Annotated in this window: 15 protein-coding genes and 1 riboswitch; of the genes, 4 read left to right on the top strand and 11 right to left on the bottom strand. The window is 71.5% G+C overall.

The window, feature by feature from the left end; all coding sequences use genetic code 11:
- Positions 1-68: 68 nt before the first annotated feature.
- Positions 69-1505: a gamma-aminobutyraldehyde dehydrogenase gene (locus ACFYNX_RS04865; protein WP_388657629.1), complete on the bottom strand. Its 1437-nt coding sequence runs from the start codon at positions 1503-1505 to the stop codon at positions 69-71.
- A gap of 205 nt (positions 1506-1710) precedes the next feature.
- Between ACFYNX_RS04865 and ACFYNX_RS04860 the strand changes: the two genes are divergently transcribed.
- The 4 genes from ACFYNX_RS04860 to ACFYNX_RS04845 all read left to right on the top strand — a co-directional run bounded on the left by ACFYNX_RS04860 (position 1711) and on the right by ACFYNX_RS04845 (position 5651).
- Entirely contained in the window at positions 1711-2202 is a 492-nt protein-coding gene (locus ACFYNX_RS04860) for an Lrp/AsnC family transcriptional regulator (protein WP_030217913.1), read from the top strand.
- A complete protein-coding gene (locus ACFYNX_RS04855) occupies positions 2187-3566 on the top strand; it encodes an aspartate aminotransferase family protein (protein WP_365546365.1) in 1380 nt (459 codons plus the stop codon). The genes ACFYNX_RS04860 and ACFYNX_RS04855 overlap by 16 nt, the downstream gene beginning before the upstream one ends.
- Positions 3567-3780: 214 nt before the next feature.
- Entirely contained in the window at positions 3781-4509 is a 729-nt protein-coding gene (locus ACFYNX_RS04850; protein WP_365546368.1) for an ATP-binding cassette domain-containing protein, read from the top strand.
- Positions 4491-5651: a hypothetical protein gene (locus ACFYNX_RS04845; protein WP_388657625.1), complete on the top strand. Its 1161-nt coding sequence runs from the start codon at positions 4491-4493 to the stop codon at positions 5649-5651. The genes ACFYNX_RS04850 and ACFYNX_RS04845 overlap by 19 nt, the downstream gene beginning before the upstream one ends.
- 26 nt (positions 5652-5677) lie before the next feature.
- Here ACFYNX_RS04845 and ACFYNX_RS04840 read toward each other — a convergent pair whose 3' ends face one another.
- The 10 genes from ACFYNX_RS04840 to rpsB all read right to left on the bottom strand — a co-directional run bounded on the left by ACFYNX_RS04840 (position 5678) and on the right by rpsB (position 16176).
- A complete protein-coding gene (locus ACFYNX_RS04840; RefSeq protein ID WP_388657622.1) occupies positions 5678-6325 on the bottom strand; it encodes a dihydrofolate reductase family protein in 648 nt (215 codons plus the stop codon).
- Positions 6326-6438: 113 nt separating this feature from the next.
- On the bottom strand, positions 6439-7470 hold the full coding sequence (locus tag ACFYNX_RS04835) for an ABC transporter ATP-binding protein (RefSeq protein WP_388657619.1): 1032 nt from the start codon (positions 7468-7470) through the stop codon (positions 6439-6441).
- Positions 7470-9083, bottom strand: coding sequence for an iron ABC transporter permease (locus ACFYNX_RS04830; RefSeq protein WP_365546511.1), 1614 nt, complete (start codon positions 9081-9083; stop codon positions 7470-7472). Before ACFYNX_RS04830 ends, ACFYNX_RS04835 begins: the two co-directional genes overlap by 1 nt.
- Positions 9084-9121: 38 nt before the next feature.
- Positions 9122-10216: a thiamine ABC transporter substrate binding subunit gene (locus ACFYNX_RS04825; RefSeq protein WP_388657617.1), complete on the bottom strand. Its 1095-nt coding sequence runs from the start codon at positions 10214-10216 to the stop codon at positions 9122-9124.
- Positions 10217-10296: 80 nt separating this feature from the next.
- A riboswitch (TPP riboswitch) is annotated at positions 10297-10407 on the bottom strand.
- A 33-nt stretch (positions 10408-10440) separates the two neighbouring features.
- Positions 10441-11547 carry a 23S rRNA (adenine(2503)-C(2))-methyltransferase RlmN gene (gene rlmN / locus ACFYNX_RS04820; RefSeq protein ID WP_388657614.1) on the bottom strand — a complete coding sequence of 369 codons (1107 nt, stop codon included), beginning with the start codon at positions 11545-11547 and terminating at the stop codon, positions 10441-10443.
- Between the two features lie 80 nt (positions 11548-11627).
- Positions 11628-12731 (bottom strand): phosphatidate cytidylyltransferase, encoded by a 1104-nt coding sequence (locus ACFYNX_RS04815; RefSeq protein ID WP_125661716.1) that lies wholly within the window; start codon positions 12729-12731, stop codon positions 11628-11630.
- A complete protein-coding gene (gene frr, locus ACFYNX_RS04810) occupies positions 12731-13288 on the bottom strand; it encodes a ribosome recycling factor (RefSeq protein WP_365546385.1) in 558 nt (185 codons plus the stop codon). Before frr ends, ACFYNX_RS04815 begins: the two co-directional genes overlap by 1 nt.
- A gap of 94 nt (positions 13289-13382) precedes the next feature.
- The gene (pyrH, locus tag ACFYNX_RS04805; RefSeq protein WP_030217948.1) at positions 13383-14147 is read right to left on the bottom strand and encodes a UMP kinase; all 765 of its coding nucleotides are present in this window, start codon (positions 14145-14147) and stop codon (positions 13383-13385) included.
- A 163-nt stretch (positions 14148-14310) separates the two neighbouring features.
- The gene (gene tsf, locus ACFYNX_RS04800) at positions 14311-15147 is read right to left on the bottom strand and encodes a translation elongation factor Ts (protein ID WP_388657610.1); all 837 of its coding nucleotides are present in this window, start codon (positions 15145-15147) and stop codon (positions 14311-14313) included.
- A 108-nt stretch (positions 15148-15255) separates the two neighbouring features.
- Entirely contained in the window at positions 15256-16176 is a 921-nt protein-coding gene (gene rpsB / locus ACFYNX_RS04795; RefSeq protein WP_388657607.1) for a 30S ribosomal protein S2, read from the bottom strand.
- Positions 16177-16290: the final 114 nt, after the last annotated feature.

Here is a 16290-nt window from a genome sequence, read left to right as displayed (position 1 = left end):
ACCCTGTCGACCGGGGTGCCGGGGCCGCGCGACGGGCCGGCCGGTGCGCCGGCCGGCCGTTCGGCGGATCAGCCGAGGGAGGTCATGACGTGCTTGATCCGGGTGTAGTCCTCGAAGCCGTAGCCCGAGAGGTCCTTGCCGTAGCCGGACTTCTTGAAGCCGCCGTGGGGCATCTCGGCGACCAGCGGGATGTGGGTGTTGATCCACACGCAGCCGAAGTCGAGCGCCTTGGACATGCGCATCGCGCGCGCGTGGTCCTTGGTCCAGACGGAGGAGGCGAGGGCGTACTCGACGCCGTTGGCGTACTCCAGGGCCTGGGCCTCGTCCGTGAAGGACTGGACGGTGATGACCGGGCCGAAGACCTCGTTCTGGACGATCTCGTCGTCCTGCTTGAGGCCGGAGACGACGGTCGGGGCGTAGAAGTAGCCCTTGTCGCCGACCCGCTGACCGCCGGCCTCGACCTTGGCGTGGGCCGGGAGGCGGTCGATGAAGCCGGAGACCTGCTTGAGCTGGTTGGCGTTGTTGAGCGGGCCGTACAGCACGTCCTCGTCGTCCGGCTGCCCCGTCCTGGTCGCGGCGGCGGCCTTGGCGAGGGCGGAGACGAACTCGTCGTGGATGGACTCGTGGACGAGGACGCGGGTGGCGGCCGTACAGTCCTGGCCGGCGTTGAAGAAGCCCGCGACGGAGATGTCCTCGACGGCCTTGTCGATGTCGGTGTCCTCGAAGACCACGACGGGGGCCTTGCCGCCCAGCTCCAGGTGGACGCGCTTGACGTCCTTGGCGGCCGACTCGGCGACCTGCATGCCGGCGCGGACGGAGCCGGTGATGGAGGCCATGGCGGGGGTCGGGTGCTCGACCATCGCGCGGCCGGTGTCGCGGTCGCCGCAGACGACGTTGAAGACGCCCTTGGGGACGATCCGCCCGATGATCTCGGCCATCAGGACGGTCGACGCGGGGGTCGTGTCCGAGGGCTTGAGGACGACGGTGTTGCCCGCGGCCAGGGCCGGGGCGAACTTCCACACGGCCATCATCATCGGGTAGTTCCACGGCGCGACCTGGGCGCAGACGCCGACGGGCTCGCGGCGGACGATGGAGGTCAGGCCCTCCATGTACTCGCCGGCCGAGCGGCCCTCCAGGAGCCGGGCGGCGCCCGCGAAGAAGCGGATCTGGTCCACCATCGGCGGGATCTCCTCGCTCGCGGTGAGGGCGACCGGCTTGCCGGTGTTCTCGACCTCGGCGGCGATCAGGTCCTCGGCGCGCTCCTCGAAGGCGTCCGCGATCTTGAGGAGCACCTTCTGGCGCTCGGCCGGGGTGCTGTCGCGCCAGGCGGGGAAGGCGGCCGCGGCGGCCTCCATGGCGGCGTCGACGTCGGCCTGGCCGGAGAGCGGGGAGGTCGCGTACACCTCGCCGGTGGCCGGGTTGATCACGTCGATCGTGCGGCCGTCGGCCGCGTCGCGGAACTCCCCGTTGATGTAGTTACGCAGCCGGCGCAGCTCGGTGGTCACTTGCCACCCCTCCTGTCACGTTCTGACTTCGCACGTCCTCGTGCGCTGTCCCGATGGGTGAGACACCCCAGCCTAATCGCTCGGCTGACGCTTTCAACAGGCCCGACCCCCCACAACTTCGGATTCAGTGAGATTCGGAGCCTTACACAACGAATTACATCGCTCCGGGGTTGCGAGACCGACGAGTCTCGGTGCACAGTGAGGTGTGGCCAGTCGAAGCGCAGACTCCAGAACCGGAACCGGTTCGTCCCCGACGATCGACGCCGTCTCCCTGGCGATCATCGAACAGCTCCAGGAGGACGGTCGCCGTCCCTACGCGGCGATCGGCAAGGCCGTCGGCCTCTCCGAGGCCGCCGTGCGGCAGCGCGTCCAGAAGCTGCTCGACCAGGGCGTCATGCAGATCGTCGCCGTCACCGACCCGCTCACCGTGGGCTTCCGGCGGCAGGCGATGGTCGGCATCAACGTCGAGGGCGACCTCGATCCGGTTGCGGAAGCACTGACGGCCATGGCCGAATGCGAGTACGTGGTGATGACCGCGGGCTCCTTCGACCTCATGGTGGAGATCGTCTGCGAGGACGACGACCACCTGCTGGATGTGATCAACAAGCGCATCCGCACCCTCCCCGGCGTGCGCTCCACCGAGAGCTTCGTCTACCTCAAGCTCAAGAAGCAGACCTATATGTGGGGAACCCGATAGCCGTGAGCAAGGACCTCTCCAAGACCGCCTACGACCACCTGTGGATGCACTTCACCCGCATGTCGTCGTACGAGAACTCGCCCGTTCCCACCATCGTGCGTGGCGAGGGCACCTACATCTTCGACGACAAGGGCAAGCGCTACCTCGACGGTCTCGCGGGCCTCTTCGTGGTCAACGCCGGACACGGCCGCCAGGAGCTGGCCGAGGTCGCGTACAAGCAGGCCCAGGAGCTCGCGTTCTTCCCCGTGTGGTCGTACGCGCACCCCAAGGCCGTCGAGCTGGCCGAGCGCCTCGCGGACTACGCCCCGGGCGACCTGAACAAGGTCTTCTTCACCACCGGTGGCGGAGAGGCCGTCGAGACCGCCTGGAAGCTCGCCAAGCAGTACTTCAAGCTGCAGGGCAAGCACACCAAGTACAAGGTCATCTCGCGCGCGGTCGCCTACCACGGCACCCCGCAGGGCGCCCTGTCCATCACCGGCCTGCCGGCCCTCAAGGCCCCCTTCGAGCCGCTGGTCCCCGGCGCGCACAAGGTGCCGAACACCAACATCTACCGCGCCCCGATCCACGGCGACGACCCGGAGGCCTTCGGCCGCTGGGCCGCCGACCAGATCGAGCAGCAGATCCTCTTCGAGGGCCCCGACACCGTCGCCGCCGTCTTCCTGGAGCCGGTGCAGAACGCCGGCGGCTGCTTCCCGCCGCCGCCCGGGTACTTCCAGCGGGTCCGCGAGATCTGCGACCAGTACGACGTGCTGCTCGTCTCCGACGAGACGATCTGCGCCTTCGGCCGCCTCGGCACGATGTTCGCCTGTGACAAGTTCGGCTACGTCCCGGACATGATCACCTGCGCCAAGGGCATGACCTCGGGCTACTCCCCGATCGGCGCCTGCATCGTCTCCGACCGCATCGCGGAGCCGTTCTACAAGGGCGACAACACCTTCCTGCACGGCTACACCTTCGGTGGCCACCCGGTGTCGTCGGCGGTCGCCATCGCCAACCTCGACATCTTCGACAAGGAGGGCCTCAACCAGCACGTCCTGGACAACGAGGACGCCTTCTTCTCGACGCTGAAGAAGCTGCACGACCTGCCGATCGTCGGCGACGTCCGCGGCAACGGCTTCTTCTACGGCATCGAGCTCGTCAAGGACAAGGTCACCAAGGAGTCCTTCACGGACGAGGAGACCGAGCGCGTCCTGTACGGCTTCCTGTCCAAGGCGCTGTTCGACAACGGCCTATACTGCCGTGCCGACGACCGCGGCGACCCGGTCATCCAGCTCGCCCCGCCGCTGATCGCCGACCAGGGCACCTTCGACGAGATCGAGGGGATCCTGCGCTCGGTGCTCACCGAGGCGTGGACCAAGCTCTAGCGGGACCTCACGCCGCCCTCACGGCGTGACACCACGGCCCGGGTCTGCCCGCCATCCGAGTGGATGGCGGCGGCCCGGGCCGTGTGCTGTCCCTACGAACCGATCCGAATACTTACGGTGCCGAGTGACCGACAGGCCCGCCCTTCGTTCACCCGTACGGGGGAAAACCCCCTTCGGACGGGGGACACAGATCGGATCGACAGAGGTGTACGCGATGGCCCCACCGGACAACGACGTGCTCTGGGCGCGTTCCCTGCACTGCTCCCTGGACGGCGCGGAGGCCCTCAGCGGCGTCTCCCTCGGCGTCCGCGAGGGCGAGATCCTCGCCCTGACCGGTCCGCGGGGCAGCGGCAAGACCACCCTCCTGCGCTGTCTCTCCGGCCAGCTCGTCCCCCAGCAGGGCGAGGTCTGGTTCAACAGCGGCCCCGTGCACACCCTGGGCCCCGCCCAGCGCGAACGGCTCCGCCGCGAGCGCTTCGGCTGGATCGGCCCCGAGCCCGGCCTGGTCCCCGAGCTCACCGGCTGGGAGAACACCGCCCTGCCCCTGCTGCTGCGCGGGGTCTCCCGCCGCGCCGCGAAGACCACCGCCCTGGAGTGGCTGGACCGGCTCGACGCCGGGGCCTGCGCCCGCAAGCGGCCCGGCGCCCTCACCCGGTCCCAGTGCCAGCGGATCTCGATCGCCCGCGCCCTCGTCACCACTCCCCCGGTGCTCTTCGCCGACGAGCCCACGGCCGCCCTGCACCGCGCCGACGGCGCCCAGGTGCTGCGCACCCTGACGGCCGCCGCCCGCTCGCACGGCATCACCGTGGTCCTCGCCACCCACGACGCGGAGGTCGCGGCGCTCGCCGACCGCACGGTCGCGCTCCTCGACGGGCGCCGGGCCGGCACCGTGTCCCCGGCGACCGGGGCGGAGGGCGTCGCCGCGTGCTCGCTCTCCGTCTGACCCGGGGCACCCACCCCCTCGTCCTGGCGCGCCGACTGCTCGTCGCCGCCGCGTCCGCGGGGGTGGGCTTCCTCCTGCTCTGCACCCTCGGCCACGCCCTCGGGCACCCGGAACAGTCCTCGGCCTCGGCGCTCCGGCTCCTCTGGTGCGTCCTGCCGCTCGCCGCCACCGTCCAGTTCGCGGTCGCGGTGGCCCGCACCGACCCCAGCACCCGGCCGCGCCCCGGACTCTCCGCGATCGGCCTCGGGCCGGCCCGGCTCACCCTGCTCGCCGCCGCCTCGACGGCCGTCACCTGCACGCTCGGCTCGGCGGCCGCGCTCCTGCTCTACCTGCACCTGCGCGGCGACCTCACGGGCCTGCCCCTCGACGGGGCGGCCGCCGGGCTGCTCGCCGCCGACCGGCCGGTGCCGCTCGCGGCCGTCCTCACCCTGCTCGCGGTCGTCCCCGTGACCGCCGCCGCGGCCGCGGCCCTGGCCCTGCGCCCCCGCGCCGTGCCCACCGCGCCGGAGGGCGGGGAGGGCGCCGACGAGAGCATGCCGTCCGGGCTCCCGTGGGGCGTCGCCCTGGTCGCGATCGGCCTCGCCGTCGAGACCTACGCGGGCCGGAGCGGCGGCGGGGACGGCCTCCCGCTGCCGGGCCGCTTCGACGGCAGCCCGGCGGCCGTCCTGGCCGGCTGGATCCTCACCGCGATCGGCCTCGCGACGGCGGGCCCCGGCCTCGTCCACGCCTGCGGCCGCCTCCTCCAGGCGGTCCGCCCGGGCGCCGTCCGGCTGCTCGCCGGCCGCGTCCTGACGGCGGAGGCCCGCCGCGTCGGCCGGCCGCTCGGGGTGGTCTGCGCGGTGCTCTCCGGGATGCTCGCGGCGGCCACGGTGTACGCGTCGCACACGGACGCCGCCGCCTTCGGGCCGCTCACCGGCCTGGGCGCCACCCTGATCCTGGCCTGCACCGGCGCCACGCTCCTGACCGCGGCCCTGGAGTCCCGGCAGAGCCGCGCCCCCGTCACCGAGGCCCTCCTGCTCGTCGGCGCCCCGCCCGCGACCCTGCGCAGGGCGGCCCTCCTGCGCGCGGGCGCCCTGCTCGCCGTCTTCCTGCCCCTGACGTGGGCGGTGGCGGAACTGGCGGCGCTACCGCTGAAGGGGTGACTCCGCGGCTCCGTCGGGGCCCTCGCTCACTTCCGCCAGAACAGGTGGTGCGTGACCGTGCCGCCCGGACTGGGCACGACGTCGCGGTGGTAGCGGTCGAGGAGCTCGTCGGACGACTCCCAGAGCCGCGACCCGGAGCCGAGCTCCACCGGCGAGACCGCGACGTGCAGGGTGTCGACGAGGCCGGCGTCGAGGAAGGCGCGGATGGTGGCGGCCCCGCCGCCGAGCCGCACGTCCTTGCCGTCCGCCGCCTCCCGCGCCGCCGCGAGGGCGGTGGCCGGGTCGGCGTCGAGGAAGTGGAACGTGGTGTCGCCGAGCGCGAACGAGGGGCGCGGGTGGTGGGTCAGGACGAACACCGGCGTGTGGAACGGCGGCTCGTCGCCCCACCAGCCGCGCCACTCGTGGTCCCGCCAGGGCCCGCGCTGGGGCCCGAACTTGTTGCGGCCCATGATCTCGGCGCCGATGTTCCGCCCGTAGTCCCGCGTCAGGTAGTCGTCGAGGCCGCGGCTGCCGCCGGGGTCGGTGCGCCGTGGCCAGCTCGCCGTGGCACCGGCCCAGGCGAACATCGCCTCCGGATCCGCGTGCCCGAAGGGCCGTTCGAGGCTCTGGCCCTCCCCGGCGCCGTACCCGTCGGACGAGACGTTGAAGTTCTGGACTCTGAGCAACTGGGCCATGGGGTTCCTCCCGTGCGGGGCGTGCCGGACGTGCGGGGCGTGCGGACGGCGGAGACGCCGGACGTACGGGAGACTCCCCCGGCGGGCGGAACTCATCGCGCCCGCGGTGCCCGCTACGGCGTGTCGTCGCCGAGCACCACCACGTCCTCCGGCCGGAAGGCGATCCCGGTCTCCGCGCCCTCCTCGGGCGCGTCCCGCAGCGGGAGCTCGGCCTCCAGGGGCGGGCCGTCGGCCGGCCGGAGCCGTACGACGACGTGGCTGCCCCGGAAGGTCCGGGACTCCACCGTCCAGGCCGCCGCACCGTCCCCGGCGGGGACCGGGCGCACGCCGCCGGGGCGGACGAGGAGCCGCCGCTCGCCCTGCGGGGAGCCCTCCGGCACCGGGACCTTCCCCCAGACGGTCTCGGCGACCGCCCCGGTGACCCGGGCGGGCACCACGTTGTCGAAGCCGAGGAAGCGGGCGACGAACTCGGAGGCCGGGCGGCGCCACACCTCGACGGGCGTCCCCGACTGGGCGATCCGCCCGTCCCGCATGACCACGACCCGGTCGGCGAGCGCGAAGGCCTCGCCCTGGTCGTGGGTGACGGCGAGGACCGTCGTCCCGAGCCGCCCGAAGAGCTGCCGCAGCTCCACGACGAGCCGCTCCCGCAGGCCCCGGTCGAGCTGGCCGAGGGGTTCGTCGAGCATGAGGAGCCGGGGCCGGGGCGCGAGCGCCCGGGCCAGGGCGACCCGCTGCTGCTCGCCGCCCGAGAGCGCGGCCACGGACCGCCGCCCGGCGCCCGGCAGGCCGACGAGGTCGAGCAGCTCCCGCACCCGCTCCGCCCGCTCGGCCTTCCCGTCGCCCCGCATCCGCAGGCCGAAGGCGACGTTGCCGCCGACGTCCCGCTGCGGGAAGAGCTGGTGGTCCTGGAACATGAGCCCGACGCCCCTCCGGTGCGTCGGCACCCCGGCCTGGTCGGCGCCGTCGAGGAACACCCGGCCGCCGTCGAGCGGCTGGAGGCCCGCGACGGCCCGCAGCAGCGTGGACTTGCCGCTGCCGCTGGGGCCGAGCACGCACACGGTCTCGTGGTCGGCGACCTCCAGGTCCACGGCGTCGAGCACGGCCCGCGCCCCGAACCGTACGGTCGCCCCGTCGAGTCTCAGCATCAGAACTCCCCGGGGGTCCGGTCGGTGCGGAGCCGTTCGAGCAGCAGCAGGGACACCGCGCACACCACCATCAGAATCGTCGAGAGGGCCATCGCCTGGCCGTAGTTGAGCTCGCCGGGCCGGCCGAGCAGCCGGGCGACCGCGACCGGCAGCGTCGGACTGTCGGGCCGGGCGATGAACACGGTCGCGCCGAACTCGCCGAGCGAGACGGCGAACGCGAACCCGGCCGCGACGAGCAGCGCCCGCCGCACCAGCGGCAGGTCCACCTCCCGCCAGGCCCGCCACGGCGAGGCGCCGAGCACGGCCGCCGCCTCCCGCAGCCTCTCGTCGACCGCGCGCAGGACCGGCAGCATCGTCCGGACGACGAAGGGGACGCCGACGAGGGCCTGCGCGAGGGGGACGAGGATCCAGCTCGCGCGCAGGTCGAACGGCGGCTCGTCGAGCGTGATGAGGAAGCCGAAGCCGACGGTGACGGCGGAGACCCCCAGCGGCAGCATCAGCAGCGCGTCGAAGCCCCGGACGAGCCGCCCCGCCCGCCGGGTGAGCGCCGCCGCCGCGAGCCCGCCGATCACGACGGCGATGGCGGTGGCGGCCAGCGCGTACCGCAGCGAGTTCCCGATCGCCTCCAGGGGCGGCACCAGGAAGGTCCCGCTCTCGTCGAGCGAGCCGAGCGCCCGGTAGTAGCCGAGCCCGTACCCCCCGGGGCCGGCGAACGACCGCTCCACGAGCACCCCGAGCGGCAGCAGGATCAGGAGGGCCACCGAGACGAGGACGCCGCCGAGCAGCGCCCACTGCCCGGCGCCGCGCGGCCGGCGCGCGGTCCGCTCCGGCGGTACGAGCCGCAGCGCGGTCTCCCGCCGCCGTACCGTCCACGCGTGCAGGGCGAGGATCGCGCCGACCGCGGCGAACTGCACGAGGGTGAGGACGGCCGCCGTCGGCAGGTCGAGCAGCCGGGCGGTCTGCCGGTAGATCTCCGCCTCCAGGGTCGTGTACGCGTCCCCGCCGAGGATCTGCACGACGCCGAAGGAGGTGAAGGTGAAGAGGAAGACCATCAGGGCCGCCGCCGACACGGCCGGGACGAGCGCGGGCAGCGTCACCGTCCGCCAGGCCGTGAAGCGGGAGGCGCCGAGGACCCGGGCGGCCTCCTCCTGGCGCGGGTCGAGCTGCGCCCAGAGGCCGCCGACGGTCCGGACGACGACCGCGTAGTTGAAGAAGACGTGGGCGAGCAGGATGGCCCACACGCTCGTGTCGAGCCGCAGCCCCCACAGCTCGTCGGTGAGCCCGTTCCGGCCGACGAGGGCCAGGAAGGCGGTGCCGACCAGGACGGTGGGCAGCACGAACGGCACCGTGACCACGGCCCGCAGGACGGTCTTGCCGGGGAAGTCGAAGCGGGCGAAGACGTACGCGCCGGGCAGCGCGACGAGCAGGGTGAGGCCGGTGGAGGCGAGGGCCTGCCAGGCGGTGAAGCCGAGCACGTCGAGAATGTCCGGACGGCTCAGCGTCTCGCCGATCCGGCCGAACCGCCAGTCGCCGTCGGGCCGCAGTCCCCGGTCCACGATGGACACGACGGGCCACGCGAAGAACACCGCGAAGAACGCGACGGGCAGGGCCATGAGCCCGAGCCGCGCCGCGTTCCCGCGCGCGTCGCGCCTTACTTCAGGACGAGCGACGACCACTGCTGGATCCACGCGTCGCGCTTCTCGGCGATCTTCCCGGGCGCCATGGTCTCCGGCTTCTCCACGACCACGCCGTGCTTGGTGAACAGCTCGGGCAGGGCCGCGTCCTTCGCCACCGGGTTGACGAACATCTGGAGCGGCATGTCCTCCTGGAACGTCTTCGAGATCAGGAAGTCGATCAGCGCCTTGCCGCCCTCGGGGTTCTTCGCCCCGTTCAGCAGGCCCGCGAACTCGGTCTGCCGGAAGCAGGTGCCGGTGGAGACGCCGGTGGGCGCCACCTTCGGCTGCGGCTCGCCGTACAGCACCTCGACCGGCGGGCTGGAGGCGTACGACACGACCAGCGGCCGGTCGCCCTTGGCCTGCTTGCCGCCGGCCGAGCCGGAGAACTCCTGGTTGTAGGCGAGCTCCCAGCTGTCGACGGTCTTCACGCCGTTGGCCCTGAGCTTCTTCCAGTAGTCCTGCCAGCCGTCGTCGCCGTACTTCGCGGCCGTGCCGAGGAGGAAGCCGAGGCCCGGGGAGGAGCGCTCCGGGTTCTCGACGACGAGCAGGTCCCTGTACGCCGGCTTCGCCAGGTCGTCGAAGGTCACCGGCGGCGCCAGCTTCTTGTCGGCGAAGTACTTCTTGTCGTAGTTGACGCAGATGTCGCCGGAGTCGATCGGGGTGACCCGGTTCTCCTTGTCGAGGCGGTACTCCGCCGGGACCCGGTCGAGGCCCTTCGCCTCGTACGGCACGAAGATCCCGTTGTCGAGGGCGCGGGAGAGCAGGGTGTTGTCGACGCCGAAGAAGACGTCGCCCTGCGGGGAGCCCTTGGTCAGGATCTCCTTGTTGACGGCCTCGCCGGCGTCCCCGGCCTTGAGGACCTTGACGGTGAACCCGGTCCGCTTCGTGAACTCGGCCAGGACCTCCTTGGAGGCGTTGAACGAGTCGTGGCTGACCAGGGTCACGGTCTTCGGCGCGGGCGCGCCGGACTTGCCGGCGGCCTCGCCGGCGTCGTCGGTGCCGCAGGCGGCGAGGGCGGTGACGCCGAGCGCCGCGAGGACCGCGACGGCGGCCTGCTTCTTGATGCTCACTGGATTTCCTCCTGGGTGGGACCAGGAAGAGACGCGGCCCCGCCCCGTCCGGCGGACCGGACGCGGGCAGGGCGCAACAGCTCGAGTTACGACCGAACTCCCTACCCAGAATGACCTGGGCGAGGTTCAGAGGGTCTGCGGTCTGACGGTCACCGCACTCTCAGCGCTGTGGCGCTCCCCTGTCGGAATGGCTATGAAGATGTGTTCGAGCTCAGAGTACAAGGTCAGCGTTCGGCGGCCGCGAGCTGTCCACAGGCGCCGTCGATCTCCTGGCCCCGGGTGTCGCGCACGGTCACCGGCACGCCGTGGCGGGCGATGGCCTCGACGAACGCCTTCTCGTCCTCCGGGCGGGAGGCGGTCCACTTCGACCCGGGCGTCGGGTTCAGCGGGATCAGGTTGACGTGCACCCGCTTGCCCTTGAGCAGCCTGCCGAGCAGGTCGCCGCGCCAGGCCTGGTCGTTGATGTCCCGGATGAGGGCGTACTCGATGGAGATCCGGCGCCCGGACTTCTCCGCGTACTCCCAGGCCGCGTCGAGGACCTCCCGCACCTTCCAGCGCGTGTTGACGGGCACGAGGGTGTCGCGCAGCTCGTCGTCCGGGGCGTGCAGGGAGACCGCGAGGCGGCACTTGAAGCCCTCGTCGGCGAAGCGCAGCATGGCGGGCACGAGCCCGACGGTGGAGACGGTGATGCCGCGCTGGGACAGGCCCAGGCCGTCCGGCTCGGGGTCGGTGAGGCGGCGGACGGCGCCGACGACCCGCTTGTAGTTGGCGAGCGGCTCGCCCATGCCCATGAACACGATGTTCGACAGGCGCGCCGGGCCGCCGGGGACCTCGCCGTCGCGCAGGGCCCGCATGCCGTCGACGATCTGGTGCACGATCTCGGCGGTCGACAGGTTCCGGTCGAGGCCGGCCTGTCCGGTCGCGCAGAACGGGCAGTTCATCCCGCAGCCGGCCTGCGAGGAGATGCACATGGTCACCCGGTCCGGGTAGCGCATGAGCACCGACTCCACGAGCGTGCCGTCGTGCAGCCGCCACAGGGTCTTGCGGGTGGTGTCGTCGTCGCACGAGATGTGCCGCACCACGGACATCAGGTCGGGCAGCAGCTCCCCGGCCAGCTTCTCCCGCGAGGCGGCCGGGATGTCGGTCCACTCCGCGGGGTCGTGCGCGTACCGCGCGAAGTAGTGCGTGGACAACTGCTTGGCGCGGAAGGGCTTCTCGCCGATCGCGGCGACGGCCTCCTTCCGCTCGGCGGGCGTGAGGTCGGCGAGGTGCCGCGGCGGCTTCTTGGCTCCGCGGGGGGCGACGAAAGTGAGTTCTCCGGGCTTGGGCATGGTGCTACCAGTGTCGCAGAGATACGAAGAGGGACCCGCCGTCCTGTGGACAACGGGCCCCTCGTCCGAAGAACCGCAGGTCAGCCGGTGCCCACGAACAGCGCGAGCAGCAGCCACACCACCGGCGCCGTCGGCAGCAGCGAGTCCAGCCGGTCCATGATGCCGCCGTGTCCGGGCAGCAGCGTGCCCATGTCCTTGATGCCCAGGTCGCGCTTGATCATCGACTCGCCGAGGTCGCCGAGCGTCGCGCTCGCCGCCACCGCGAGGCCGAGGATCAGGCCCTGCCACCAGACCCCGTCGTCGATCATGAACTGCATGCACAGCGCGCCCGCCGCCATCGCGAACGTCACCGCGCCGACCAGGCCCTCGCGGGTCTTGCCGGGGCTGATCCTCGGCGCCAGCTTGCGCTTGCCGAAGCGCCAGCCGATCGCGTACGCCCCGGTGTCGCTGACCACCGTCAGGAGCAGGAAGGTCAGCACCCGCCACGGGCCGTCGTCCGCGGCGAGCAGCAGCGACACGAACGTCGCCAGGAACGGCACGTAGAACGCGGCGAACACGCCCGCCGTGACGTCCTTCAGATAGCCCTCGGGCGGCTCCGTCATGCGCCACACCAGGACCGCGAGCGCCGTCAGGGCCATCGCGACCCAGGCGCCCTCGGCACCGCGCACGTACCCGGCGACGACCATCGCCGCGCCGCCGACCGCGAGCGGCACCAGCGGCGCCTTGATCTGCTTGCGCTCCTGGAGCCGGGAGGTCAGCTCCCACAGCCCGACCACCACGGCGACCGCGACCACTCCGACGAAGGCCGCCTTCCAGATGAACAGGGAGGCGATGATGACGGCGCCGAGACCGACCCCGACCCCTATGGCCGCGCCCAGGTCGCGCCCCGCGCTCTTCTTCTGCCGTGGCGCCGGCGGCGCGGGCGGCGGAGGCGGGGTGCGGCTGGACATGGGCTCCTGCGGGTGCTCGTGCGGGGTCTCGTCACGGAACAGGGGACCGCTCGGGTGAGCGGCCCCCCGGCCGTGACCGTCCTGGAATCCGCCGGCGGGAACGTCGGGCACGATGGGCATGGGGCGAGTCTGCGCCGCCGGATGTCCCTCGTGGGCGGGACCCGCCGGGGCGGGCCCCTGGTGGGGTCCCCCGCGGCCGGAACCGGCCGGGGCATCCCAGGAAGAGTCGTTCATCAGACCTCGAGCAGCTCGGCTTCCTTGTGCTTGAGCAGCTCGTCCACCTGCGTGACGTACTTCGCGGTGGTGTCGTCGAGCTCCTTCTCCCCGCGACGGCCCTCGTCCTCGCCGACCTCGCCGTCCTTGACGAGCTTGTCGATGGTCTCCTTGGCCTTGCGGCGCACCGAGCGGATCGAGATCTTCGAGTCCTCGGCCTTGCCCTTGGCGACCTTGATGTACTCGCGGCGGCGCTCCTCGGTCAGCTCGGGGAACACCACCCGGATGATGTTGCCGTCGTTGCTCGGGTTGACGCCGAGGTCGGAGTCGCGGATCGCCTGCTCGATGTTGCGCAGCGCGCTCTTGTCGAACGGGGTCACCACGGCCATCCGCGGCTCGGGCACCGAGAAGGACGCGAGCTGGTTGATGGGGGTGAGGGCGCCGTAGTACTCCGCCACGATCTTGTTGAACATCGCCGGGTGCGCACGGCCGGTGCGGATCGCGGCGAAGTCCTCCTTGGCGACCACGACGGCCTTCTCCATCTTCTCCTCGGCCTCGAGGAGGGTCTCTTCGATCACCACATGCTCCTGCGTGTCGTCGCGTTGTGTCCTGCACGGTGTACGACCGGCAGGGCTGTCGTCCAGCCCCGTGCGGGGCGGTTCCCGGTTCGGGTCAGGCCCGGGTGCCCTGGTCGCTCACGAGCGTGCCGATCTTCTCACCCTTCACCGCGCGCGCGATATTGCCCTCGGCGAGCAGTTCGAAGACGAGGATCGGGAGGTTGTTGTCCCGGCACAGGGTGACGGCGGTGGCGTCGGCGACCTTGAGGTCGCGGGCGATCACCTCGCCGTACTCGAGCGCGTCGAACTTGACCGCGTCGGGGTTGCGCTTCGGGTCGGAGTCGTACACGCCGTCGACGCCGTTCTTGCCCATGAGCAGGGCCTCGGCGTCGATCTCCAGGGCGCGCTGGGCGGCGGTGGTGTCCGTGGAGAAGTACGGCATGCCCATGCCCGCGCCGAAGATGACCACGCGGCCCTTCTCCAGGTGGCGCACGGCGCGCAGCGGGATGTACGGCTCGGCGACCTGGCCCATGGTGATGGCGGTCTGGACGCGGGAGTCGATGCCCTCCTTCTCCAGGAAGTCCTGGAGGGCGAGGCAGTTCATCACGGTGCCGAGCATGCCCATGTAGTCGGAGCGGGCCCGGTCCATGCCGCGCTGCTGGAGTTCGGCGCCACGGAAGAAGTTGCCCCCGCCGATCACGATCGCGATCTCCGCGCCGTCGCGGACGACGGCCGCGATCTCGCGCGCGATGGCGTGCACGACGTCGGGGTCGACGCCCAGGCCGGTACCGCCGGAGAAGGCTTCTCCGGACAGCTTCAGCATGTAGCGGCCGGCCTTTTTGCCGTTGTTGTCGTCGCCCTGTACGGCGCCCTGGTTCATGGAGCTCTCCTCGTGCACATACGAAGGAGGCCATTGCCTTGGGTCCTCGCGGTATCCCGTGCGGCAATGGCCTCCTCGTCAGATCTGCGGTCGTCCTGCGCGGGCGCGGACGACTGCTTCAGACCCTACCGGGGTCCGGTGTCCGTCGCGTTCGCGACCGGACTCAGATGCCGACCTTGATGCGGGTGAAACGCTTCAGGGTGACACCGGCCCCGTCCAGGACCTGCTGGACGGACTTCTTGTTGTCCAGGGCGTACGGCTGGCCGAGCAGCGTGGCGTCCTTGAAGAAGCCGTTGACGCGACCCTCGACGATCTTGGCGATCGCGGCCTCGGGCTTGCCCTCGGCGCGGGTGGTCTCCTCGGCGATGCGGCGCTCGGACTCGACGACCTCGGCCGGGACGTCCTCACGGGTGAGGTACTTCGGCGCGAAGGCGGCGATGTGCTGCGCGATACCCTTGGCGACCTCGGCGTTCTCCTTGTCGAACTCGACGAGGACACCGATCTGCGGCGGGAGGTCGGGCATGGTGCGGTGCATGTACGCGGAGACGTAGCCGTCGGCGTACTGCGCGAAGCGGTCGAGGACGATCTTCTCGCCGAGGTTGGCGTTGGCCTCGTCCACGTAGGCCTGCACGGTCTTGCCGGGCTCGATCTCGGAGGCGAGGAGGGCCTCGATGTCGGCCGGGGCGGTCGCGGCCACGTGGGCGGCGAGCGCGTTGGCGACGGCGAGGAACTTGTCGCCCTTGGCGACGAAGTCCGTCTCGCACTTCAGCTCGACGAGGACGCCGGAGGTGTTGTCGTCGGCGATGAGGGAGACCACGGCGCCGTTCTCGGCGGAGCGGCCCTCGCGCTTGGCGACGCCCTTCTGGCCCTTGATGCGCAGGGCCTCGACGGCCTTGTCGACGTCGCCGTCGGCCTCGTCCAGGGCCTTCTTGCAGTCCATCATGCCGGCGCCGGTGAGCTCGCGGAGCTTCTTGACGTCAGCGGCGGTGTAGTTCGCCATGAGTCTGTTTCTCTCTCGAAGTCTGAAAGATCGGGCGGGTCCACGGGAGGACGGCGGGGGCTTCGTGGGCCCCCGCCGTCGTCACCCGAGGACCTGGGTCCTGAAGGGTCAGGCCTGCTCGGCGGCCTCGGCCGGAGCGTCGGCGGCCTCGGCGTCCGCGACCTTCTCGGTCTCGGCGGAGGTCTGGACCTCGGCGGCCTCGGCCGCGGGGGCCTCGGCGGCGGCGGGGGCCTCGGTCTCGTCGGCCTTCTTCTCACCCTCGAGCAGGTCGCGCTCCCACTCGGCGAGCGGCTCGCCCTGGGCCTTCTCGCCCGGCTTCGAGTCGCCGGTCGCGGCGCCGGAGCGGGCGATGAGGCCCTCGGCGACGGCGTCGGCGATCACGCGGGTGAGCAGGGTGACGGAGCGGATCGCGTCGTCGTTGCCCGGGATCTTGTAGTCGACCTCGTCGGGGTCGCAGTTGGTGTCGAGGATCGCGACGACCGGGATGTGGAGCTTGCGCGCCTCACCGACGGCGATGTGCTCCTTCTTGGTGTCGACGATCCAGACGGCGCTGGGCACCTTCTGCATCTCGCGGATGCCACCGAGGGTCTTCTCCAGCTTGGCCTTCTCGCGGGAGAGGACCAGGAGCTCCTTCTTGGTGAGACCCGAGGCGGCGACGTCCTCGAAGTCGATCTGCTCGAGCTCCTTGAGGCGCTGCAGACGCTTGTAGACGGTGGAGAAGTTGGTGAGCATGCCACCGAGCCAACGCTGGTTGACGTACGGCATGCCGACGCGCGTCGCCTGCTCGGCGATGGCCTCCTGGGCCTGCTTCTTCGTACCGACGAACATGATGGAGCCGCCGTGCGCGACGGTCTCCTTGACGAACTCGTAGGCGCGGTCGATGTACGACAGCGACTGGAGCAGGTCGATGATGTAGATGCCGTTGCGCTCGGTGAAGATGAAGCGCTTCATCTTCGGGTTCCAGCGACGGGTCTGGTGACCGAAGTGGACGCCGCTCTCCAGCAGCTCCCGCATCGTGACGACGGCCATGGCCGTATCTCCTTGGGTTTCTCGGTTGTGTTCCTGACGCCCCGGCGCGCCATGCCCACGAGGGACCGAAAGGCGCTGCCACCGTCGGAGGACCGTGGCGGGGCGTGCGAAGTC

Source organism: Streptomyces sp. NPDC007872, assembly GCF_042868165.1.
Classification (GTDB): Bacteria; Actinomycetota; Actinomycetes; order Streptomycetales; family Streptomycetaceae; genus Streptomyces.
Note: the sequence above shows the minus strand (reverse complement) of the source record. Positions and strands in the feature narration are given on the sequence as shown.